21 protein-coding genes are annotated in these 23,294 nt (G+C 63.7%); 11 read left to right on the forward strand and 10 right to left on the reverse strand.

What is annotated here, in order from left to right; translation table 11 throughout:
* Positions 1 to 23: 23 nt before the first annotated feature.
* On the reverse strand, positions 24 to 479 hold the full coding sequence (locus EI983_RS07270) for a GNAT family N-acetyltransferase (RefSeq protein WP_157706714.1): 456 nt from the start codon (positions 477 to 479) through the stop codon (positions 24 to 26).
* 192 nt (positions 480 to 671) lie between these two features.
* On the reverse strand, positions 672 to 1,589 hold the full coding sequence (locus EI983_RS07275) for a LysR family transcriptional regulator (protein ID WP_157709018.1): 918 nt from the start codon (positions 1,587 to 1,589) through the stop codon (positions 672 to 674).
* A 155-nt stretch (positions 1,590 to 1,744) separates the two neighbouring features.
* Here EI983_RS07275 and EI983_RS07280 point away from each other — a divergent pair, with 155 nt between their 5' ends.
* From EI983_RS07280 to EI983_RS07325, 10 genes are all read left to right on the forward strand, one after another.
* Positions 1,745 to 5,161: an indolepyruvate ferredoxin oxidoreductase family protein gene (locus EI983_RS07280; RefSeq protein ID WP_157706715.1), complete on the forward strand. Its 3,417-nt coding sequence runs from the start codon at positions 1,745 to 1,747 to the stop codon at positions 5,159 to 5,161.
* Between the two features lie 79 nt (positions 5,162 to 5,240).
* Positions 5,241 to 6,101: a lysophospholipid acyltransferase family protein gene (locus tag EI983_RS07285; RefSeq protein WP_198389392.1), complete on the forward strand. Its 861-nt coding sequence runs from the start codon at positions 5,241 to 5,243 to the stop codon at positions 6,099 to 6,101.
* A gap of 19 nt (positions 6,102 to 6,120) precedes the next feature.
* Entirely contained in the window at positions 6,121 to 6,933 is an 813-nt protein-coding gene (locus EI983_RS07290; protein WP_157706717.1) for a glutamate racemase, read from the forward strand.
* A 134-nt stretch (positions 6,934 to 7,067) separates the two neighbouring features.
* Positions 7,068 to 8,096, forward strand: coding sequence for an N-acetyl-gamma-glutamyl-phosphate reductase (gene argC, locus EI983_RS07295; protein WP_157706718.1), 1,029 nt, complete (start codon positions 7,068 to 7,070; stop codon positions 8,094 to 8,096).
* 8 nt (positions 8,097 to 8,104) lie between these two features.
* Complete coding sequence (gene ccmE / locus EI983_RS07300; RefSeq protein ID WP_157706719.1) at positions 8,105 to 8,563, forward strand: cytochrome c maturation protein CcmE; 459 nt, start codon at positions 8,105 to 8,107, stop codon at positions 8,561 to 8,563.
* A gap of 45 nt (positions 8,564 to 8,608) precedes the next feature.
* Positions 8,609 to 9,220: a holin-associated N-acetylmuramidase gene (locus EI983_RS07305; RefSeq protein ID WP_157706720.1), complete on the forward strand. Its 612-nt coding sequence runs from the start codon at positions 8,609 to 8,611 to the stop codon at positions 9,218 to 9,220.
* Positions 9,211 to 9,792, forward strand: a complete 582-nt coding sequence (locus tag EI983_RS07310) for a holin family protein (RefSeq protein WP_157706721.1) — start codon at positions 9,211 to 9,213, stop codon at positions 9,790 to 9,792. Before EI983_RS07305 ends, EI983_RS07310 begins: the two co-directional genes overlap by 10 nt.
* A 140-nt stretch (positions 9,793 to 9,932) precedes the next feature.
* On the forward strand, positions 9,933 to 11,906 hold the full coding sequence (locus tag EI983_RS07315) for a heme lyase CcmF/NrfE family subunit (RefSeq protein WP_157706722.1): 1,974 nt from the start codon (positions 9,933 to 9,935) through the stop codon (positions 11,904 to 11,906).
* On the forward strand, positions 11,903 to 12,361 hold the full coding sequence (locus EI983_RS07320; RefSeq protein WP_157706723.1) for a cytochrome c-type biogenesis protein: 459 nt from the start codon (positions 11,903 to 11,905) through the stop codon (positions 12,359 to 12,361). The genes EI983_RS07315 and EI983_RS07320 overlap by 4 nt, the downstream gene beginning before the upstream one ends.
* A gap of 56 nt (positions 12,362 to 12,417) precedes the next feature.
* On the forward strand, positions 12,418 to 13,215 hold the full coding sequence (locus EI983_RS07325; protein ID WP_157706724.1) for an enoyl-CoA hydratase-related protein: 798 nt from the start codon (positions 12,418 to 12,420) through the stop codon (positions 13,213 to 13,215).
* A gap of 79 nt (positions 13,216 to 13,294) precedes the next feature.
* Here the strand turns inward: EI983_RS07325 and gltA are convergent, their stop codons facing one another.
* Together gltA and gltX are read right to left on the reverse strand one after the other, a co-directional pair.
* Positions 13,295 to 14,590, reverse strand: coding sequence for a citrate synthase (gltA, locus tag EI983_RS07330; RefSeq protein ID WP_157706725.1), 1,296 nt, complete (start codon positions 14,588 to 14,590; stop codon positions 13,295 to 13,297).
* Between the two features lie 80 nt (positions 14,591 to 14,670).
* Complete coding sequence (gltX, locus tag EI983_RS07335) at positions 14,671 to 16,080, reverse strand: glutamate--tRNA ligase (RefSeq protein ID WP_157706726.1); 1,410 nt, start codon at positions 16,078 to 16,080, stop codon at positions 14,671 to 14,673.
* Between the two features lie 81 nt (positions 16,081 to 16,161).
* On the opposite strand from gltX, the gene EI983_RS07340 reads away from it, so the two are divergent.
* Positions 16,162 to 18,180: a ComEC/Rec2 family competence protein gene (locus tag EI983_RS07340; RefSeq protein ID WP_157706727.1), complete on the forward strand. Its 2,019-nt coding sequence runs from the start codon at positions 16,162 to 16,164 to the stop codon at positions 18,178 to 18,180.
* A 45-nt stretch (positions 18,181 to 18,225) separates the two neighbouring features.
* Here EI983_RS07340 and lexA read toward each other — a convergent pair whose 3' ends face one another.
* The 6 genes from lexA to EI983_RS07370 all read right to left on the reverse strand — a co-directional run bounded on the left by lexA (position 18,226) and on the right by EI983_RS07370 (position 23,176).
* Positions 18,226 to 18,927 (reverse strand): transcriptional repressor LexA, encoded by a 702-nt coding sequence (gene lexA, locus EI983_RS07345; protein WP_157706728.1) that lies wholly within the window; start codon positions 18,925 to 18,927, stop codon positions 18,226 to 18,228.
* A 187-nt stretch (positions 18,928 to 19,114) separates the two neighbouring features.
* Positions 19,115 to 20,287 carry a molybdopterin molybdotransferase MoeA gene (locus tag EI983_RS07350; RefSeq protein ID WP_157706729.1) on the reverse strand — a complete coding sequence of 391 codons (1,173 nt, stop codon included), beginning with the start codon at positions 20,285 to 20,287 and terminating at the stop codon, positions 19,115 to 19,117.
* Entirely contained in the window at positions 20,284 to 20,760 is a 477-nt protein-coding gene (gene moaC, locus EI983_RS07355; RefSeq protein ID WP_157706730.1) for a cyclic pyranopterin monophosphate synthase MoaC, read from the reverse strand. The genes EI983_RS07350 and moaC overlap by 4 nt, the downstream gene beginning before the upstream one ends.
* A complete protein-coding gene (trpC, locus tag EI983_RS07360) occupies positions 20,761 to 21,579 on the reverse strand; it encodes an indole-3-glycerol phosphate synthase TrpC (protein ID WP_157706731.1) in 819 nt (272 codons plus the stop codon). It abuts the gene before it with no gap.
* Positions 21,576 to 22,598, reverse strand: coding sequence for an anthranilate phosphoribosyltransferase (gene trpD, locus EI983_RS07365; protein ID WP_157706732.1), 1,023 nt, complete (start codon positions 22,596 to 22,598; stop codon positions 21,576 to 21,578). Before trpD ends, trpC begins: the two co-directional genes overlap by 4 nt.
* On the reverse strand, positions 22,595 to 23,176 hold the full coding sequence (locus tag EI983_RS07370; protein WP_157706733.1) for an anthranilate synthase component II: 582 nt from the start codon (positions 23,174 to 23,176) through the stop codon (positions 22,595 to 22,597). Before EI983_RS07370 ends, trpD begins: the two co-directional genes overlap by 4 nt.
* Between the last annotated feature and the right edge of the window lie 118 nt (positions 23,177 to 23,294).

The following is a 23,294-nucleotide window of genomic DNA, read 5'->3' on the forward strand; positions in this document are numbered from 1 at the left end:
CAAGGTGCGTGTGAACACGCACCCTACAGCGGGCGGATGAGCCTGGGCAGGAAACGGCCGGGGATGGAGCCGGATGGCGCGCGGCCGACCTCGACAGCGCCCATCGCCTCGTAGAAGGCGGCGGCATGCGGGTCGGCTTCGATATGAAGTTTTGTGGCGCCCTGTGCCCTGGCCTCGGCCATGCACCAGTCAAACAGGCGCCGACCAAGTCCCTGACCGATCGCGTCAGGATGCACATAGAGCAGTTCCAGATCGGCGATGTCATCAGTCACCAGCACCTGTGCAAGTCCGAGGGGGCCCGTGCCGCCCTCGATGTCGCCCTCGATCACGATCACGCCCTTCGTGTCGCGCAAGGTCAGCTCTTCGCGGCAGGCGGTCATGAAAGCCGCGTCATACCCCCAATAGGCCTTGGATCGCAGACAAAGCGCGCTCAGGGTTTCAAGCTCATCAGACCGGGCCGGGCGCAATACAGATGTCATGATTGCGGTGTATCAAGCCCGCAGACCAAAAAAAAGGCCGAGCGCTAAGCTCGGCCGTAGTCCAACAGGGAGGTATGATGATGACCAGCTCGCGCCGTCATCGTCACGAGTGGATTTAGGCGGGTTTGACCAACCGATCAATAGCCAGAATGCCGCAGGTGCAGCATGGCCGCTATGCGCCTGTTGCATGGCTCAGTCCTGAGCCTGGTTGCCTTCCAGTTTTCGCTGCTTTTTCCGGTAGGAAATGATCTCGTCCTGGACGAAATCGCGGAAGGCGGCGATGCGCTTGGAGTGGCGCAATTCCTCTGGATAAGCGAGGAACACGGGCACCTCGCCTGATTCCACCTCCGGCAATACCTGCACGAGGTCGGGGAAATCGCGGATCACGTAGTCGGGCAGCACCCCGATGCCAAGATTGTTGAGCACGCCCTGAAGCACGCCATAGTAGTTGTTGACCGTCAGAAGCGGCGGGACGTCATTGGCCAGAAGCTCATTGACCATCGTGGCGCCGACCCCGACCTGGGCCGAGCGCGGATTCTGGCAGATCAGCCGGTGTTCGGAGAGATCGGCAACCGTTTGCGGCGTGCCGCGCTTGGCAAGATACGCATGCGTTGCATAGAGCCGCATGTGGATTGTCATCAGCCGCTTGCGGATCAGGTCGGCCTGGCTGGGTTCTTTCATTCGGATGGCCACGTCGGCCTCACGCATGGGCAGATCGAGCACGCGCTCTTCGAGCATGAGGTCGATCTTGAGGTCGGGGTATTTCTCGTAGAGATGCGGCAGGCGCGGGGCCAGCCAGAGCGTGCCGAAGCCGATGGTGGTGGTCACGCGCAACTCGCCGAACACCTCTTCCTCGCTGTCGCGGATGCGCGCGGTGGCGGCGTCCAGCCGTTTCATCATCGCGCGGGTGGCGTCAAACAGAAGTTCGCCCTGTTCGGTGAGAATCAGTCCGCGGGCATGGCGGTGAAAGAGGGTGGCGTTGAGCGCCTCTTCGAGCGCCCTGATCTGGCGGCTGACCGCCGATTGCGACAAATGCAGCGTATCGCCCGCATGGGTGAGAGAGCCCGCATCGGCGACCGCGTGAAATATCCTGAGCTTGTCCCAATCCATCTGATAACTTTCGTTCCCTGGCCGCATTGATTTTGGAATAGCAAACCTCGCCCCGACTTGCACCCGGCAGAGCGGCGATTGGGCAAGATTTTTCTTGGTAGGTCAGTAAATGTGACCTATATTAGGCGCTATACTAAAGCCTGGGGAGGGCGCTCATGAGCACGGCCAAGGTTTCACTCAACGACCGCTTCGATCTGGAAAAATCGCCTGTCCTGCTGAACGGGACGCAGGCGCTTGTGCGGCTGATGCTGATGCAGGCGGCGCGCGACAAGGCGGCGGGGCTGAATACGGCGGGCTATTGCACCGGTTATCGCGGCTCGCCCCTGGGTGCCGTGGATATGCAGATGCGCCGGGCCGAGCGGTTCCTGAAAGAGGCGAATGTGCGCTTTGAGGAAGGTCTGAACGAGGATCTGGCCGCCACCGCCCTTTGGGGCAGCCAGCAGGCGGAGCTTCGCGGCGAGGGCAAGTATGATGGCGTCTTTGGCCTGTGGTATGGCAAGGGGCCGGGGGTGGACCGCTCGGGCGATGTGATGCGGCATGCCAATATGGCGGGCACGTCGAAACATGGTGGCGTGCTCATGGCGATGGGCGATGACCATACCGGCGAAAGCTCGACCGTGCTGCACCAGTCCGAATGGGCGCTGGTGGATGCCTATATGCCCGTCGTTTCGCCCGCGGGTGTGCAGGAAATCCTCGATTACGGCATATACGGCTATGCGCTGAGCCGGTTTTCGGGCTGTTGGGTCGGCCTCAAGACGATGAAGGACACGGTAGAGGCCACGGCGGTGGTCGATGGCCGCCCGGACCGGATGCAGGTGGTGCTGCCCGAGTTCGACATGCCCGAAGGCGGGCTGAATATCCGGCTGGGCGACACCCCCCATGCGCAGGAAGCGCGGGTGATCGACTACAAACGTTTCGCCGCCGAAGCCTTTGCCCATGCCAACCGGATCGACAAGCGGGTGCATGGCAAGCCGGGGGCCAAGATCGGCTTTGTCTCGGCGGGCAAGAACTGGCTCGACCTGGTGCATGCGCTGAGCCTTCTGGGCATAGACGAGGCCGAGGCGGAGCGGCTGGGGATCACCACTTACAAGGTGGGGCAGGTTTTTCCGCTGGACATGAAAGGGTTTCACGAGTGGGCCGAGGGGCTGGAGCTGATCGTTGTCGTGGAAGAAAAGCGCAAGCTCATTGAGATCCAGATCAAGGAAGCCCTGTTCGATGACAACCGGTACCGCGTCTATGGCTGGTACAAGGGCGGCGCCGGCGCGCTGCACCGCGATGAGCTTTTTCCGACCCGCGGCGCGCTTGATCCGATCTGGATCGCACGCAAGCTGGGCGAGATCCTGATCGAGGAAGGGCGCGGCACGGAGCGCGTGAAGTCCGGCCTGCAAACCCTTGAAGACGCGTCAAAAGCCGACAATGCCGAGGAGATCGCGGCGCGGCTGCCCTATTTCTGCTCGGGCTGTCCGCATAACAGTTCGACCAAACTGCCCGAGGGGGCGCGGGCCTATGCCGGGATCGGCTGTCACTACATGGTGCAGTGGATGGACCGGGAGACGACCGGCTTCACCCATATGGGCGGCGAAGGGGCGAACTGGATCGGTGAGGCGCCGTTTTCCACCCGCAAGCATATCTTCCAGAACCTCGGTGACGGGACCTATAACCATTCCGGCGTGCAGGCCATTCGTGCCGCCCTCGCGGCGGGCACGACGATGACCTACAAGATCCTCTATAACGATGCCGTGGCCATGACCGGCGGGCAGGCCAATGAGGGTGGGCTGGATGCGCCGCGCATTGCCGCCGAGCTGAAGGCGATGGGGGTGAAGCATATCGCCGTGGTGTATGACGAAAAGGAAGATGTCGACACGAAGTCCTTCCCGCAGGGCGTTGAAATGTTTGAACGATCCGATCTGATGGCGGTGCAGGAACGGTTCGAGAAGATCGAAGGTGTGTCGGCCATCGTCTATATTCAGACCTGCGCCGCCGAGAAGCGCCGCCGCCGCAAGCGCGGGACGTTCCCGGACCCGGACAAGCGCGTCTTTATCAACACGGATGTCTGCGAAGGCTGCGGCGATTGCGGGGTCCAGTCGAATTGCGTGTCCATTGTGCCGGTCGAGACGGAGCTGGGCCGCAAACGCGCGATAGACCAGTCAAGCTGCAACAAGGATTTCTCTTGTCTGAAAGGGTTTTGCCCGTCGTTCCTCACGCTGGAGGGGGCGACGATCCGCAAAGAGGCGGCGACCGAGATCGACCTGCCGGACCTGCCAGAGCCGAAGCTGCCCGCGATTGACGGCACCTATAACGTGGTGATCACCGGGGTTGGTGGCACAGGTGTGGTGACCATCGGCGCGGTGATGGCGCAGGCCGCACAGCTTGATGGCAAAGGCGCCGGGATGATGGAGATGGCGGGCCTCGCGCAGAAGGGCGGTGCGGTGCATATCCATTGCCGTCTGGCCGAGCGACCCGAGGATATCAGCGCCATACGCGTGGCCACGGGCGAGTGCGATGCGCTGATCGGGGGCGATCTGGTGGTCAGCGCCGGGGCCAAGACGCTGGGGCTGACCCGCGCAGGGCGCACGGGGGCCGTGGTCAATTCCCATCAGGTGATCACCGGCGATTTCACCCGGGATGCAGAGTTCAGATTGCCCTTTGACCGGCTGGAACTGGCATTGCAGGCACGGCTGCGCGACGATGTGCAACTGTTCGATGCGATGAAGCTGGCCAAGGCGACCCTTGGCGATTCCATTTTCTCCAACATGATGATCTTTGGCGCGGCCTGGCAGAAGGGGCTGGTGCCGCTCAGCCATGAGGCCATCGCGCAGGCGATCGAACTGAATGGTGCCGCGGTGGCGCGCAACCTGCGCGCTTTCGAGATCGGCCGCTGGGCGATGATACATCCTGAGGAGGCGGCGAAGCTGATCACGCCGAATGTGGTCACCCTGCCCAAGACGGTGGGCGAGGTCATCGCCTTTCGCGAGGCGCATCTGATCGCCTATCAAAGCAAACGTCTGGCCAGACGCTATCGCAAACTGGTGGACGGAATTGCCGATGAGGCCGTGCGCGAGGCCGTGGCGAAGGGGTATCACAAGCTCCTGGCCTATAAGGATGAATATGAGGTGGCGCGGCTTTTGCTGAGCAGCCGCGAAAAGGCGCGCGCGGAGTTTGACGGCGATTTCCGGATGTCCTTCCACCTCGCGCCGCCTCTGCTGGGCGGCAAGGGGCCGGACGGGCGGCCGAAAAAGCGCCGGTTCGGGCCGTGGATCGAGCGGCCGATGCGGATGCTGACAAAGATGAAGCGCCTGCGCGGCACGCCGCTGGATATCTTCGGCTACACCTCCGAACGCAAGATGGAGCGCGCGCTGATCCGGCAATATGAGGCGGATATGGCGGAAGTGCTGCCGAAACTGAGCGAAGCCACCCGGGAGCCGATCGTGGCACTTGCCGAATTGCCCCTGCAAATCAGGGGATTCGGGCCGGTCAAATCGGCCCATGAGGCCAAGGCGGCGAAGCGGCGCGAGGAGCTTCTGGCGGCGATCCGCACGGGCGGACAGGCCCCGGCACAAGCGGCAGAGTGAAGCGGTCACGCAAGCTTTACAGATTTTCCGCAACATCTGTGCCAGAACACCCGCAAAAGGCGAATCGAGGGTGGATCTCATGCGGCAGGCACAGGTGGCGCGCGATATCAGCTATGCCAGTTCCGCGCGGACGCGGGGCGGTCGGGCGGTCATCCGTACGATGGAGACGCTCTCGGGGCGGATGCGGCTGATCAGGCGCGCCGAAGGCTATGAGCGAGAGGTGGCAGAGGGCCGCGATTTCTGGGAGGTGATGGCGGCGCGCTACGGGCTGAGCCTGGAGGTGACGCGCGGCAGTCTCTCGAATATCCCGAAGGATGGCCCGCTGATCCTCGTGGCCAATCACCCGTATGGCATTCTGGACGGTCTGATGATGGGCCACATCCTGCGCGAGACGCGCGGCGAATTCCGCATCCTGGCCAATAGCGTATTTCAGCAGGCCGAGGCGCTGAACGACGTGGTCCTGCCGATCAGCTTCGAAGAAACGAAAGCGGCGGTGGCGCTGAACCTGGCCACCCGCAAAACGGCCCTGGACACGCTGGCGCAGGGTGGGGCGATTGGCATCTTTCCGGGTGGGACGGTCAGCACGGCGGCCACGCCGATGGCCCGCCCGATGGATCCCGCCTGGCGCGGATTTACCGCGCGCATGGTGAAGCGGTCGGGCGCAACCGTGGTGCCGATTTTCTTCGAGGGCGAATGCAGTCGGCTGTTTCAGTGGGCAAGCCATGTGCATGTCACGCTGCGGCTCGGGCTGTTGATCAAGGAATTCGGGCGCAGGGTCGATGCCCCGGTGCGCGTGGCCATCGGCGCCCCCATCGGACAGGAGGCGCTGCGCGGACATAACGGCGATTCGAAATCCCTTATGGAGTTTCTGCGCCGCAAGACGTATGAGCTGTCTCAGACGCCGATTGACGCGGATGCGCTCGGCTATGAATTCAACTGACGCGTGAGGCGCGGGCATTATGGCAGTGGGGATTTTTGACAGCGGCCTTGGCGGGCTGACGGTGCTGGAGGCGGTGCAGGCGCGCCTGCCGGAGGTGCCGTTTGTCTATATGGCCGACAGCGCCCATGCCCCTTACGGGGTGCGCGACGCGGATGACATTTTCCGGCTGACCTGTGCGGCGGTCGAACGGCTCTGGGACGAGGGCTGTGACCTGGTGATCCTGGCCTGCAACACCGCCTCGGCGGCAGCCCTGCGGCGGATGCAGGAAAGCTTCGTGCCGACGGACAAGCGGGTGCTGGGCGTGTTCGTGCCGATGATCGAGGCGCTGACCGAGCGGCAATGGGGCGACAATTCTCCGCCGCGCGAAGTGGCGGTGAAGCATGTGGCGCTCTTTGCCACACCTGCCACGGTGTCGAGCCGGGCGTTTCAGCGCGAACTGGCGTTTCGCGCGATCGGCGTGGATGTGGAGGCGCAGGCCTGCGGCGGCGTGGTGGATGCGATCGAGGAGGGGGACATGATCCTCGCCGAGGCGCTGGTGCGCAGCCATGTGGAAGCGCTCAAGCGCAAGATGCCCGAGCCGCAGGCGGCGGTGCTGGGCTGCACCCACTACCCGCTGATGGAAGAAGTGTTTCAGGCCGCTCTTGGCGCAGGAGTGAAGGTGTTTTCCCAGGCCAGCCTGGTGGCCGAGAGCCTTGCCGATTACCTCACGCGGCATCCGGGCATGTTGGGGCAGGGCACAGAGGCGAAATATATCACCACGGGCGATCCGCGCCGTGTGTCGGACCGCGCCACGCAATTCATGCGACGACAAATCAGTTTCGAGGCGGCCTGACGCATCCGCTCTTCGGGCCCTTGCGTGCCCGCCTCGCGAGGCCGCCTGTCAGGGCGGATGAGCCGACGCGTCGCATTGCAGCGCGCCTGATTTGCCCCTAGACCCTGTTCCAACATCTTTTGACGAGACCGATCATGACCCATTCCATCGCCATTCTTGGCGCCTCCGGCTATACCGGTGCCGAGCTTGTCCGGCTTATCGCCACCCATCCCGGCATGACCATCAAAGCCCTTGCTGCCAATTCCAAGGCCGGGCAGCCCATGGCACAGGCCTTTCCGCATCTGCGGCATCTGGATCTGCCGGATCTTGTCACCATCGACGAGATCGACTTTTCCGGGATCGACCTGTGTTTCTGTGCCTTGCCGCACAAGACCAGCCAGGAGGTGATCTCGGCCTTGCCGCGCGATCTGAAGATTGTGGACCTAAGCGCCGATTTCCGTCTGCGCGATCCGGAGGCCTATCAGAAATGGTATGGCAACCCGCATGCGGCCGTCGATATGCAGGGCGAGGCGGTCTATGGCCTGACGGAGTTTTACCGTGAGGCGATCCGGGGCGCGCGGCTGGTGGCGGGCACGGGCTGCAACGCGGCGACGGGGCAGTATGTCTTGCGCCCGCTGATCGAGGCGGGGGTGATCGACCTCGACGATATCATCCTCGATCTGAAATGTGGCGTGTCGGGCGCGGGTCGCAGCCTGAAGGAGAACCTGCTGCATGCTGAGCTGTCCGAGGGCTATCACGCCTATGCAGTGGGCGGCACGCACCGGCATCTGGGCGAGTTCGACCAGGAGTTCAGCGCGATTGCGGGCCGCGAGGTGCGCATCCAGTTCACGCCGCATCTGATCCCGGCCAATCGCGGGATTCTGGCCACGGGCTATGTGAAGGGTGATCCGGAGGCCATTTATGGCGCGTTGAGCAACGCCTATGCGCAAGAGCCCTTTATCGAGCTGCTGCCCATGGGTGAGACCCCCAGCACACGGCATATCCGGGGCTCGAATTTCTGCCATATCGGCGTATCGGCGGACCGTATTCCGGGCCGGGCCATCGTGATCGCGGCACTGGACAACCTGACCAAGGGGTCGTCCGGGCAGGCCTTGCAGAACGCCAATCTGATGTTAGGTCTGGACGAGACCGAGGGGCTGATGCTGGCCCCCGTATTTCCGTGAGGTGAGAGATGAAGTCGCTCAAGAAACAGCGCCGAATTCAGGTGATTGCAATCTGCGCGGTGGCCCTCATTGGGGCCACCGCGCTGATCGGGTATGCCATGCGCGACGGGATCAATTTCTTCCGCTCGCCGACGCAGGTGATGGAAGAGCCGCCCGCCGCCAACGAAGTCTTCCGCATCGGCGGGCTGGTCGAAGAGGGTAGCCTGGTGCGCGGCGAAGGCGAGGCGGTGCGGTTTAACGTGACCGACACCAACGCCTCGGTACCGGTGGTCTATGTCGGGGTGCTGCCTGATCTCTTCGAGGAAAATCAGGGTATGGTCGGCACCGGCACCTTTGATGGCGAGGTTTTCATCGCCTCCGAGATTCTGGCCAAGCATGACGAGGATTACATGCCCAAGGAAGTGGTCGAAACCCTCAAGGAGCAGGGCGTCTACAAGGGTGAGGACGCTCAGGAGTCCAGTTATTAACCTCTCAGGAGGACTGTCTGGCGGCCAGAGTGAGAGGGTCGCCCGATGCAAAGCGTTGCCGAAATTGCCAGAGAGATCGTCGCCCGCGAGGGCGGCTTTGTAAACGATCCGGACGATCCGGGCGGGGCTACGAAATATGGCGTGACGATCCATACCATGCGCCGTCTGGGGCTGGACCTCGATCGCGACGGCGATGTGGATGTGGCGGATGTGCGCAGGCTCAGCCGCGAGCACGCCGAAGAGATTTTCATTCAGCACTATTTTCACCGGCCCCGCATCGGGACGTTGCCCGAAATGCTTCAGGCCAGCGTCTTTGACATGTATGTCAACGCGGGCGCCAATGCGGTGAAGATATTGCAGCGGCTTCTTGGCGAGATGGGTCAGGAGGTGACCGTGGACGGGGTCATCGGCCCGCAAACCGCCGGGGCCGCCGCCGCCGCGGCCCACGCCGCCCCCGATCACATCGCCGATGCCTACGGGATCGCCCGGCGCAACTATTACTTCCGGCTGGCCGATGCGCGGCCCGCGAGCCGCAAATACGCCCGCACCCGCGACGGGCGCAAAGGCGGCTGGATCAGACGGGCCGAGGCGTTCATCTCGCCGCGCTATCACCTGAGCGAGGCACAGTTTCAGCAAAGGATTTCAAAATGGGCCTGATCGATACAGTTTTCGGCACCATCTTCGGCAATGGGCGCAACGCCATCGTAGAGACCGCGCAGGTCTTTCGTGAAAACACCGAGGCCGGGGCGGCGCGCGAGGCGGAACTGACCGAGCAGGTGCTGGCGCAGTTCGCCAAGGAGTTCAGCACCAGCAATCGCGGCCTCTTCGATCGGGTGATGGACGGGATCAACCGTATCCCGCGCCCGGCCATGGCCATCGGCACGCTCGGGCTCTTTGTCGCTGCCATGGTGAATCCGATCTGGTTTGCCGAGCGGATGCAGGGCATCGCCCTTGTGCCGGAGCCGCTCTGGTGGCTGTTGGGGGCGATTGTGAGCTTCTATTTCGGCGCGCGGCACCAATTCAAAGGCCAGCAGTTCCAGCAATCGATTGCCGCCACCATGGCATTGGCACCCGCGGTGCGCAGCAATATCGACACGCTGCGCGGTGGAGAAGCGCAACCGGGGAAGGCCGATACCGGCACCGATGCGGGGCTGAGCCTGCAGCTCACCGAGGCCACCGCGCGCGAGAATGCCGCCCTTGCGGAGTGGCGCGAAGCCCGAAGCCGCTGAGCCGCGTCTTCTTCTTGGTCGAAATACTCCCGAAGGAGGGTTCAAATTCTGTCCTGGGCTTCTCTCCCCCGCGACAAAGTGTTCCAGCTTGACCTCCGATAAGGATTGCCCCCCCGCTGCCGCGATTTATAATTGTCCGTATGATTACAGAGCTCGGACATTTCGCCCTCATCCTGGCCTTCATGGTGGCCATCGTGCAATCCGTTGTGCCGCTCATTGGCGCGCATAAACGCTGGCCCGGCTGGATGGCCGTGGCCGAACCTGCGGCGACAACGCAGTTCCTTCTCACTGCGTTTGCCTTTGCGGCGCTGACCTGGGCGTTTGTGACGTCCGATTTCTCGCTCAGGCTTGTCTGGCTCAACAGCCATACGGCCAAGCCGATGCTCTACAAGATCACCGGCGTGTGGGGGAACCACGAAGGCTCGATGCTGCTCTGGGTGCTCATCGTCGCCCTTTTCGGCGCTTTTGCCGCCTGGTTCGGGCAAGGTTTGCCGCCGGGGTTGAAGGCGCGGGTGCTGGCGGTGCAGGGCATGGTCGGCGTGGCGTTTTTCGCCTTCATCATCTTCACGTCCAACCCGTTCCTGCGGCTCGACGTGCCGCCCTTTGACGGCAATGACCTCAACCCGCTGCTGCAAGACCCCGGATTGGCCTTTCATCCGCCGTTTCTCTATCTCGGCTATGTGGGCCTTTCGATGACGTTCAGCTTCGCGGTGGCGGCGCTGATCGAGGGCCGGGTGGATGCCGCCTGGGGCCGCTGGGTGCGGCCCTATACGCTGGCGGCCTGGATGTTTTTGACCGTGGGGATCGCCCTCGGCTCCTGGTGGGCCTATTACGAGCTGGGCTGGGGCGGGTTCTGGTTCTGGGATCCGGTGGAAAACGCGAGCTTCATGCCCTGGCTGATCGCCGCCGCCCTGCTGCATTCCGCCGTGGTGGTGGAAAAGCGCGAGGCGCTGAAAAGCTGGACGATCCTTCTGGCCATCATCGCCTTCGGTTTCTCGATGATCGGGGCGTTTATCACACGCTCCGGCGTGCTGACCTCGGTCCATGCCTTTGCCAATGATCCCGAGCGGGGGATGTTCCTTCTGGGTATCACGGGTGTGTTCATGCTGGGCGGGTTGACGCTGTTTGCCGCGCGGGCCGGTGTGATGCAGGCCAAGGGGGTCTTTGCCGTGGCCAGCCGCGAATCCGCGCTTCTGATCAACAACATCCTTCTGGGCGTGTCGGCCTTCGTGGTCTTTGTCGGCACGATCTGGCCGCTGATCGCCGAGATCTTCTTTGACCGCAAACTGAGCGTGGGAGAGCCGTTTTTCAACATGTCCTTCACGCCCTTCATGGTGGCCCTCGGGCTGATCCTGCCGGTGGGGGCGATGCTGCCCTGGAAGCGGGCCAAGCTGGGCCGGGTGACGCGTCAGCTCATGCCGGTCTTTGTGCTGTCCGTGGCCATCGGTGTCCTGGTCTGGGCGATGCAGAGCGGGCGCTCGGCGCTGGGGCCGGTGGGCATGTTCCTGGCGGCCTGGCTGATCAGCGGGGCGGCGATGGACCTGTGGTCGCGCACCGGGCGGGGCAATGGGCGCATCGGGCGGCTCGCGCGGCTGCCGCGTGCCGACTGGGGCAAGGCGGTGGCCCATGCGGGCCTTGGTGTGACCATGGCGGGCGTGGCCGGGATGCTGGCCTGGCAGACGGAAGATATCCGCGTTGTGCAGGTCGGCGAGAGCTATGAGTTGTCGGGCTTCACCTTTGTGCTCAAGGACGTGCATGACGTGCAGGGGCCGAACTATGAAAGCACACTCGCCGATGTGGAGGTCAGCAAGAACGGGCGCTTCGTGGCGTTGCTGCACCCTGAGAAACGGTTTTATCCGGTGGCCAAGATGCCCACCACGGAAGCCGCGATCAACAATGGGGTGATGCGCGATATCTATGCGGTGATTGGCGATCCGCAGACCAATGGTGGTTGGGCGGTGCGGACCTATTACAAGCCGCTGGCCAACTGGATCTGGGGCGGGGCGATCCTGATGGCGCTTGGCGGATGTCTGTCGCTCAGCGACCGGCGCTACCGGGTGGCGGCTGGCGCGGCAAAGCGCCGGGCAACCCCCAACGCGGTGGCGGCGGAATGAGGCGGCTTGCACTGGCGCTGAGCCTGATCCTTCTGGCGCTGCCGGCTTATGCGGTGCAACCCGACGAGGTGCTGGACGACCCGGTGCTGGAAGAACGTGCGCGCGAGCTGTCCCAGGGGCTGCGTTGCCTGGTCTGCCGGAATGAGAATATCGACGATTCCAACGCCCCGCTCGCCCGCGATCTGCGGCTTTTGGTGCGTGAACGGCTCGTCGCGGGCGACAGCGACGCTCAAGCGCTCGACTTCATCGTGGCGCGCTATGGCGAATATGTGCTGCTCAAGCCGCCGCTCAAAGGCTCCACCCTGCTGCTCTATGCCGCTGGTCCGCTGATGCTGCTTCTGGCCGCGATCGGGGCGACGGTGTACCTGCGCCGCCGGGCGACGGCCCAGCCGGTCACCGAGGCGGGGCTCGATGCGGACGAAGAGGCGCGGCTGAGGGAAATCCTCAAGGACTGACGCGCCGTTGCGGGTTGCATCCGACCGCGTCTGTGGCCAGATACGCATGATCAGACATGCGAAAGGGCCGGGACGTGAAAGACTACGAGACCATCACATTCGACATTGACGAGGGTGTTGCCCTTCTTCGGCTGAACCGGCCCGACAAGATGAACGCGCTGAGCACCCAGATGCGCGCCGAGATCACCGATGCGGCCACCGAGGCCGGGCGCACCGCACGGGTGCTTGTCATCACCGGCGAGGGCAAGGCGTTCTGCTCGGGCCAGGACCTGAGCGATACGGGCGATGTGTCGGCTATGGATCTGGAGCGGGTGCTGCGCGATGAGTATGAGCCGATGCTGCACGCCATCGGCAATTGCCCGATCCCGACGATCAGCGCCGTGAATGGCCCGGCAGCGGGGGCAGGGGCGAACCTGGCGCTGGCGGCCGATGTGGTGATCGCCTCCGAGCGGGCGTATTTCCTTCAGGCCTTCGCGCGGATCGGCCTTATCCCCGATGCGGGCGGCACCTATTGGATGCCCCGGCAGATGGGCGCGGCCAAGGCGATGGGCGCAGCCCTTTTTGCCGAGCCGATCAGCGCCCAGCAGGCCAGCGATTGGGGCATGATCTGGGAATGGGCGCCCGATGCGGAGTTCACGGCCCTGTGGCGCAAGCGGGCCGCGCATCTGGCGAAGGGCCCGACGCAGGCCTATGCGAATATGAAGCAGGCGCTGCGTCAGTCCTGGGAGAACGGGCTGAAAGGGCAGCTTGATTTCGAAGCGCGGCTTCAGGGCAAATGCGGCATGAGCCGCGATTTTCAGGAGGGGGTTGTCGCCTTTCTGGAGAAACGCCCGCCGCATTTCGAGGGCCGGTGAACACGGCAGGTGCGTGAGATCACGCACCCTACGGAAAAGGGGGCCACGTTGGCCCCCTTTGTCTTGTGCATCGCTGTGTTCAGCGGTTTTCGATATCCACGTAATCGCGCATCGTAGCGCCCTGATAGAGCTGGCGCGGGCGGCCGATCTTGAGCTGCGGATCGCCAATCATCTCTTTCCACTGGGAAATCCAGCCGACGGTGCGGCTGACGGCAAAGATCGGCGTGAACATCGAGGTCGGGAAGCCCATCGCTTCCAGGATGATGCCCGAGTAGAAGTCCACATTGGGGAACAGCTTCTTCTCGGCGAAATAGGGATCGTTCAGCGCCTGTTTCTCAAGCTCCTTGGCGACTTGAAGCACCGGGTTATCCTCGATGCCCAGAAGTTCCAGCACCTCGTCGGCGGATTGCTTCATCACTGTCGCGCGCGGGTCGAAATTCTTGTAGACGCGGTGCCCGAAACCCATCAGGCGGAAATCGTCATCCTTGTCCTTGGCGCGCTCGATATATTCGGGGATGCGGTCCACCGTGCCGATCTCGCGCAGCATCTCAAGGCAGGCCTGGTTGGCGCCGCCATGGGCCGGGCCCCAGAGGCAGGCGATGCCGGCCGCGATACAGGCAAAGGGGTTGGCCCCCGAGGACGAGGCCAGACGTACCGTCGAGGTCGACGCGTTCTGCTCGTGGTCGGCATGCAGGGTGAAGATGCGGTCCATGGCGCGGCTGAGGATCGGGTTGACCTCGTAATCCTCGGCCGGCACGGCAAAGCACATGCGCAGGAAGTTCGACGCATAGTCGATATCGTTGCGCGGATACACGAAAGGCTGACCGATCGTGTATTTGAAGGCCATGGCGGCAATGGTTGGCATCTTGGCGATCATACGGATCGAGGCCACTTCGCGCTGCCAGGGGTCGTTGATATCGGTGCTGTCATGATAGAAGGCCGACAGAGCACCGACCACACCCACCATGATCGCCATCGGATGCGCATCCCGGCGGAAGCCGCGGAACAGGAAGTGCATCTGCTCGTGCAGCATGGTGTGGTTGGTCACGCGGCTTTCGAAATCCTCAAGCTGCGAGGCCGAGGGCAGCTCGCCATAAAGCAGCAGGTAGCAAACTTCGAGGTAATGCGATTTTTCCGCCAGCTGATCGATCGGATAGCCGCGATGCAGCAGCTCGCCCTTGCCGCCGTCGATGAAAGTGATGGTGCTGTCGCAGCTTGCCGTCGAGGTGAAGCCCGGATCGTAGGTGAAGACCCCGGCCTGACCATAAAGCTTGCGGATATCAATGACATCCGGGCCGGCAGTGGGCGAAAAAATCGGCAGCTCATAGCTGTTGCCGTCAATCGTCAGCGTTGCGGTCTTTTGCGTATCGGCCATCGGATGTCCCTTCCTCGTCGTCACGGGGGGCCCGTTGCCGCCCCGCATGGCTTCCTATCCCTGACATCCTTTATGAGCGGTTAACCCGCGCCGGATGCAGCGTCTGTGAGCCGGGCAAGGCTTTCTTCCTGCCCGAGCACCATGAACATATCAAAAACGCTCGGCGTTGCACTACGGCCCGCAAGCGCCGCCCGGAGTGGGCCCGCCAGCTTGCCGAATTTCATGTCATGGTTTTCGGCGAATTGCATCGCAACCGCCTCAACTTCGTCTCGCTCCCACCTAACATTCTGCAGGTGCGACGTCAATTCTTTCAGTATACCACGGGATACCGAATCCAGATTTCCGGCGGATTTTTCATCCGGCACAATCGGGCGGTCATTCAGAACAAACGCCGCTTTATCAATGAGTTCCGGGAAGGTCTTTGCACGCTCTTTCAAGTGGGGGAGGGCCGCGAGAACCAGCGGCGTTTTGTCATCCCCCAAGGGGCGCTGGCCCGTTGCGGCAAGGAAGTCCTGCCATTCATGCAGCAGTGCAGCATCATCCGAGGCCGCGATATGCTGACCACAGAGATTCTCCAGCTTCTTGAAATCGAACCGCGCGGGCGATTTGCCGATCCCGCCCAGGTCGAACCACTCCTTCGCCTGTTCGTCGGTGAAAAACTCGTCATCGCCGTGGCTCCAACCCAGCCGGGCGAGATAGTTGCGCATCCCCGCCGCCGGATAGCCCATGGCGCGGTATTCCTCGACACCCAGCGCACCGTGGCGTTTGGAAAGCTTCTTGCCATCGGGGCCGTGGATCAGCGGGATATGGGCATAGACGGGCAGGGGCCAGCCCATGGCCTCATAGATCATCATCTGCCGGGCGGCATTGTTAAGGTGATCATCACCCCGGATCACATGGGTGACGCCCATGTCATGATCATCGACCGCCACGGCCAGCATATAAACCGGCGTGCCGTCAGAGCGGAGCAACACCATGTCGTCAAGCTGATCGTTGCGGATGGTCACATCGCCCTGCACCTCGTCGCGGATCACGGTGCTGCCATCCCGCGGGGCCTTGATGCGGATGACATAGGGCGCGTCGGGATGCGTCGAGGGATCGGCATCGCGCCAGGGGCTTTGGTAAAGGGTCGAACGGCCTTCGGCCCGGGCCGCGTCGCGATAGGCCTGGATCTCGTCCTGGGTGGCAAAGCATTTGTACGCCTTGCCTTCGGCCAGAAGCTGACGCGCCACCTCCGCATGGCGATCGGCGCGTGCGAACTGGCTGATCGCCTCGCCATCATGGTCGAGCCCGAGCCAGGCCAGTCCGTCAAGAATGGCCTGTGTCGCCTCGGGTGTGGAACGCGTGCGGTCTGTGTCTTCGATTCTCAGCAGAAACGTGCCGCCGCGTCCGCGCGCATAGAGCCAGTTGAACAGCGCCGTGCGCGCCCCGCCGATATGCAAGTAACCGGTGGGCGAAGGGGCAAAACGGGTGACGACGGGCTGGGACATGAGACGGCGTTAACCTTTCGGTAAGATATGCGGAGATAGCGTTGAGCCCTGTCTATCGGCCCGCCGGAGGGGAGACAAGACGTGGCAGAACGCTGGAGCCTGCAAGCCGAATGGCTGTCGCAGCGGGGGTATCTTTTCCCCTGGGTGCCGGTGTTCCTCGCTGCGGGGATCGGGGCCTTCTTCGCGCTGAAGTTCGAGCCTGAGGCCGCGCATTTTCTCTATGTGGGCGGAGGTGGCGCGCTGGCGCTGCTGGCGGCGTGGCGTTTGCCCTATGCCTGGCGTCCGCTGGGTTGGGCTCTGGCGCTGAGCGCAGCCGGGTTCTGCCTGGCGGGTGCGCGGGCCCACTCCAAGGCCGAGCCGGTTCTGGGCTGGCGCTATTACGGCCCCGTCGAGGGCCGGATCGTCGGGATCGACCGCTCGTCTTCGGACGCGGTTCGGCTGACGCTCGATCAGGTGCGCCTGCGGGATGTGCGCCCCTCGCGCACGCCTGCGCGCGTGCGCCTGTCGCTGCATGGGGATCAGGGGTTCATGACGCCCGAGCCGGGCCTCTGGGTGATGACCACGGCGCATCTGTCGCCCCCCGGCGGGCCGGTGGAGCCGGGCGGTTTCGATTTTCAACGCCATGCCTGGTTTTTGCAGATCGGGGCCTGGGGCTATACCCGTGACCCGGTGCTGATCCGCGCGCCGCCCGATGGAAGCCAGCCGGTCTTTACCGCGCGCATGGCGCTGTCGCGCCATGTGCAAGAGGTGCTGCCCGGCGAACGCGGAGCCTTTGCGGCGGCTGTCATGGCGGGCGACCGATCCGGCATCGGGCAGGAGACGCTGCATGCGTTGCGTGTGTCGAACCTCGCGCATCTTCTTGCCATTTCGGGGCTGCATATGGGGCTTCTGGCGGGGTTCGTCTTTGCCGCCCTGCGCTATGGGCTGGCGCTGGTCCCGGCGGTGGCGCTGCGGGTGCCGTCGAAGAAGCTGGCGGCGATACTGGCCTTTGTCATTGCGGGCGGATACCTCGCGCTGTCGGGCGGCAATGTGGCGACGCAGCGCGCCTATGTGATGGTTGGCGTGGTGTTGCTGGCCGTGTTGCTGGACAGGCGGGCCTTCAGCCTGCGCGCGGTGGCGCTGGCGGCGGTGATCATCCTTGTGCTCAGGCCCGAGGCCTTGCTGGGCCCGGGTTTCCAGATGTCCTTTGCCGCGACCACGGCGCTGGTGGCGGCGTTCAACTGGCTCAGAGACGCGCCGGTACCGCGCGGGCCGCGATGGGTGCAACCGGTGCTGGCGGTGGCGCTGTCCTCTTTCGTGGCCGGGCTGGCGACGGCGCCTATCGCGGCGGCGCATTTCAACCAGATCGCGCATTACGGACTGGTGGCGAACCTGCTGAGCGTGCCGTTGATGGGGCTGATGGTGATGCCGCTGGCGGTGATCGCGGTGTTGCTGATGCCCTTCGGGCTCGATGCTGCGGCGCTGTGGCTGATGGGGCAGGGGGTTGGCTGGATCCTGGGTGTCGCGCATTGGGTTTCTGCACTTGAAGGCGCGCGCGGCGTGGTGGTCAGCCCCGGGCCTGTTGTGCTGCCGCTTCTTGCGCTTGGCATGTTGCTGCTGATGCTCTGGCGCGGGCGGGCCCGCTGGGCGGGTCTGGCGCCTGCCGCTCTCGCCCTTGTCCTCTGGGCCGGGACGGATCGTCCGGATGTGCTGATTGCTGAGAATGGCGCGCTTGTGGGGGTGATGACCCCGGAAGGGCGCGCGCTGAGCCGGGCGAAGGGCGCGGGGTTCGTGGCGAGCAACTGGCTGGAAAACGATGGCGATCCGGCAAGTCAGGAAAAGGCGGCGGAGCGGTGGGCGACCCGGCCCGCAGCGGCGCTTCCGGTGATCGCGCTGAGCGGGAAGAGAGCCGCGGCGCGGCTTGTGGGCTGTGACGGTGGGGCCTGGGTCGTGCTGAACGTGGCGCGCCCGCCGGAGATGGACGAGGCAATGCCCTGCACCGTGCTCGACCCGGCGGAGCTGCGCGAGACGGGGGCCCTGGCGCTCTACCAGAGAAAAGAGGGCGTCTTTACGGTCAGCGCGCGCCAGATCACCGGCGCGCGCATGTGGAATACCCGATAAGTCGGGGGCCACTCATCCGCCCTTGCGGGCGGCCTCGTTCCCGGTTCAGTAGGTGCGGATCAGGCCCACAAGCCGCCCTTGCACCTTGACCTTGTCCTCGGGCAGAACGCGGGTCTCATAAGCCGGGTTGGCGGCCTCCAGCGCAATCGCATCGCCGCGGCGGAAGAACCGTTTGAGCGTCGCTTCCTGATCTTCGACCAGCGCCACGACGATATCGCCATTGTCGGCCACGGATGTTTCGCGGATGACCACCACATCGCCATCATTGATCCCGGCCTCGATCATCGAGTCGCCCTTGACCTCAAGCGCGTAATGCTGGCCTGAGCCGCTGAGCATGGAGCCCGGGACGGCGACATTATGGCTGGCATGGGCAATCGCTTCGATCGGAACACCGGCCGCGATCCGGCCCATGACCGGCAGCTCAATGGCGTGAATGCCGCTCACATCCATCGCGCCCGGGGGCGGCGGGGCATCGGGGCGGTCGCCGTCGATCACGCGGGGCGTGAAGCCGTGGCTGGCCTCTCCACCGAGTGTTTCCGGCAGTTTGACAATTTCGAGCGCCCGCGCCCGGTGCGCCAGCCGCCGGATAAAGCCACGCTCCTCCAGCGCCGTGATCAGCCGGTGGATGCCGGATTTGGAGCGCAGATCGAGCGCATCCTTCATTTCGTCAAAGCTGGGCGGCACCCCGTCGCGCTGCACGCGTTTGTGGATAAACTCCAGCAGATCCAACTGCTTCTTTGTCAGCATGATGCTCGTCCTCCGCTCAGGGATTTTCTTTTTGTTCTACGCATGTTCTTGTTTTGTGTCAACATGCCTGTTTCCAAGCGCTGACGTGGCGCTGCCGGGCTAACCTTGGAATGAGTATTTTTGGAAAGATGAAAGAGTGGGCATGGCTTTCAGCTTTCTTTAGATACTCAGATCATCACCCCTTGGCTCAGAGCGGAAGGTAAGGGATCTGAGAGCCAGCCTCGCGCGGCGGATCGTCAGGCGGTCGGATCATCAGGGCATTGGCCTCGGCGAGCACTGTCAGCAGGGCGCTGTCCTGGCTGGGCAGGGGGGTGATGGCACCGTCCTTGACGATGGCGCGCATGTAATGCTCGCGCGGGCCATTGGGGCCGATATCGGCGGCGAGGCGCGCTGTCAGGCGCGAAGAGCGTCGCGCGCCCAACCCGAGCATCGCGCGCAGCATCGGCAGCAGGAAGACATGACCGCAGACCATGGCCGACACGGGGTTCCCGGGCAGGCCAACCATCGCCGCCTCACCGAAACGCCCCGCCATCAGCGGTTTTCCGGGGCGCATTTTGACCTTGTAGAAGGCGCGCTCGACGCCAAGATCGGCGGCCACGTCACCGACGAGGTCGTGATCGCCCACCGATGCACCACCGATCGTCACCACCAGATCGGCCCCTTCGGCCAGCGCGAACGCCGCTTCGAGTGAGGCGCGCGTGTCGCGGGCGATGGGCAGAATCCGCGCGCGGGCGCCATGTGCCTCCAGCAAGGCCTTCAGGCCAAAGGTGTTGGAGGCGATGATCTGATCGGGGCCAGGGGTCTCGCCGGGCATGACCAATTCGTCACCAGTGGAAATCAGCGCGATGTCGGGCTGGCGGGTCACCGTGACATTGGGGATATTCATGGACGCCAGCAGGGCAATGTCCGACGCAGACAGGCGGCGCGGTGCCGAGAGCTTGTCACCGACTTTAAAGTCAGCGCCCAAGGGCCTGATATGTTTGTTATTGTCGAGGTTTTCTCCAAGAGTGATCCGGTCGCCGTCACGGGTGACGTCTTCCTGAATGATCACCCGGTCAGCCCCATCGGGTACCGGCGCGCCGGTAAAAATGCGCACCGCCTGACGCGCACCGACAGAGCCGGAAAAAGCATGGCCCGCCGCCGCTTCGCCGATCACGGTGAAACACGCGCCGGGGGCGGCCTGCGCCTCTGCGACCGCATACCCATCCATGGCGGAGGCGGAAAACGGTGGCTGATCGCGTGTGGCCACGGCATCCGCGGCCAGAACCCGACCCATGCCTTCGGACAGGGGCACCGTTTCAGTCTCAAGCGGTGAGACCAGAGAGAAGAGATGGTCCAGCGCCTCGTCGACGGTGATCATGACGCCTCGTAACGCCCGGATTTGCCGCCATCCTTCAGCAGCACCCGGATGCCGCCGATTTCCATCGCCTTGTCGACCGCCTTGACCATGTCATAGACGGTCAGCGCTGCGGTGGAGACAGCAGTCAGCGCTTCCATTTCCACGCCGGTCTGGCCAGTGGTCTTGACCGTCGCCTCGATGCGGATGCCCGGCAGGGCGGCATCGGCCGTCAACTCCACCGCGACCTTGGTGATGGGCAGCGGATGACAGAGCGGGATTAACTCGGGCGTTTTCTTGGCCCCCATGATCCCGGCAAGCCGCGCGACGGACAGGACATCGCCCTTCTTGGCGCGCCCTTCGGTAATGATATCATATGTTTGCGGGTCCATCTTGATGTGGCCCTCGGCCACGGCCACCCGCGATGTGACAGCTTTGTCCGACACATCAACCATGTGTGCGTCGCCCTTGTTGTCAAAATGGGTAAGGCCCGCCATTCACATGCCTCCCGGCGCTTGTTGCGGCGCGGAAAGGATGGCGCGGGTTGCCGCGGTCACGTCGTCGGCGCGCATCAGTGTTTCACCGATCAGAAAGCTGCGCGCGCCGTATCGGGCCATGTCGGCTAGATCATCCGCCGTGGCGAGACCGCTTTCACAAACGATCATGCGGTCTTCGGGGACCAGCTTGGCCAGCTTGCGGGTGGTGTCGAGCGTGGTTTCGAACGTGTTGAGATCGCGGTTGTTGATGCCGATCATCTGGCTTTTGAGTGCCGCGGCACGCTCCAGCTCTTCGGCATTATGCACCTCCAGCAGCGCGTCCATGCCGAAGCTGATCGCCGCCTCTTCCAGTTCGATCGCCTGTGCGTCCGAAACCGAGGCCATGATGATCAGGATGCAATCCGCCCCCCAGGCGCGCGCTTCGGCCACCTGATACGGGTCATACATGAAATCCTTGCGCAGGACGGGCAGGTCACAGGCCGCGCGGGCCTGGCGCAGAAACTCTGGGGCGCCTTGGAAACTCGGCGTGTCGGTCAGAACCGAAAGACAGGTGGCCCCGCCGACCGCATAAGCCTGGGCCAGGTCCTCGGGGTTGAAATCGGCACGGATGAGGCCCTTGGAGGGGCTGGCCTTCTTGATCTCGGCGATGAGGCCAAAGCCGGTCTTGGACTCCTGCAACAGCGCATCGGCAAAGGGGCGTATCTCCGGGGCGGCGTGGGCCTGTGCCTCGATCTCCTCAAGGGAAATTTCGGCCTTCGCGGAGGCGATTTCCTCAAGCTTGTAGGCTTTGATCTTTTCCAGAATGGTTGGGGTACTCATGACGCTCTCGATGTGATGTCTGCAAGGGTTTCGATCTTGCGGAGGGCGGCACCGGAATCGATGCTTTCTGCCGCGATTTCAACACCTTCCCTAGGATTGCTCGCGCGCCCGGCGACGATCAGCGCGGAGGCGGCATTCAGCAGCACCGCATCGCGGTAGGCGCCCGGCGCGCCATCCAGCAGGGCGCGGAAGGCGGCGGCATTTTCCTCCGGTGCGCCGCCCAGGATATCCTCGAACGGATGCACCGGCAGGCCGTACTCTTCGGGGTGAACTTCACGGTCGGTGACAGAGCCATCCTCGGACAGGGCGGCGACCCAGCTGATGCCGGTGATGGTCAGCTCGTCCGTGCCGTCGGAGCCGTGCACGAGCCAGGCCGCCTCTGACCCCAGTTGCCCGAGCGTTTCGGCCATCGGGCGGATCAGATCGCGGGAAAAGGCCCCGGTAAGCTGCCGCTTGACGCCGGCGGGATTGGTGAGCGGGCCCAGAATGTTGAAAATCGTGCGCGTGCCAAGCTCGGCGCGCACGGGGCCGACATGGGCCATCGCCGGATGATGCATGGGGGCCATCATGAAGGCGATGCCCGCCTCCCTGAGACCGGCCTCGACCACATCGGGGCCGACCATCACGTTCACGCCCATCTGCGTCAGCGCATCGGCCGCGCCCGATTTGGAACTCAGGTTGCGGTTGCCGTGCTTGGCCACCGGCACGCCCGCGCCCGCGACCACAAAGGCGGTCGCAGTGGAAATGTTCAGGGTGCCCTTGCCGTCGCCCCCGGTGCCGACAATGTCCATCGCGCCCTCGGGCGCGGTCACCTTGTTGCATTTGGCGCGCATCACGGCGGCGGCGGCGGCGTATTCATCCACCGTCTCGCCCCTTGTGCGCAGCGCCATCAGAAAGCCGCCCATCTGTGCCGGTGTCGCCTCGCCTTCGAAGAGCACGGTAAAGGCGGCCTCGGCCTCGTCACGGCTCAGTGCGCGGTCGGCTGCGGTTCCGATCAGCGGTTGCAGCGAGGTACTCATGCCGGAACCTTCATCGTGTCGAGGAAGTTTTTCAACAGCGCATGGCCATGTTCCGAGGCGATGGATTCGGGGTGGAACTGCACGCCGTGAATGGGCAACTCGCGGTGTTGCAGGCCCATGATGGTGCCGTCTTCAAGCTCTGCGGTCACCTCAAGGCAGTCGGGCAGGCTTTCACGTTCGACAACCAGTGAATGATAACGCGTGGCCTCGAAGGGTGAGGGCAGCCCGGCAAAGACCCCTTTGCCGGTATGATGCATCGTGCCCATCTTGCCGTGCACGATCTCGGAATGGCGCACTACCTTGCCGCCAAAGGCCTGGCCGATGGCCTGATGGCCAAGGCAGACGCCCATAAGCGGCGTGCCGGTTTCGGCGGCCGCTTCGGTGAGGGCGAGGCAGATACCCGCCTGATCGGGATCGCAGGGGCCGGGGCTGAGCAGGATACCCGCCGGGTTCATGCCCATCGCCTCCTGCACATTCAGCGCATCGTTGCGGCGCACCACAACCTCGGCCCCCAACTCGCCCACGTAATGCACGAGATTATAGGTGAAACTGTCGTAGTTATCGATCAGAAGCAGCATCTTGCCCGTCTCCTGGCGTGGGTTCTGAGGGCTGGAGGCCCCCTCTTGGTCGCGCTATACTTGTTCAGGCTTGCGCATGGGCGTCAAGGGGCGCAAAGCTGTCAAAAAGGAAAAACGG

The sequence above is a fragment of the Roseovarius faecimaris genome (assembly GCF_009762325.1).
GTDB lineage: Bacteria > Pseudomonadota > Alphaproteobacteria > Rhodobacterales > Rhodobacteraceae > Roseovarius > Roseovarius faecimaris.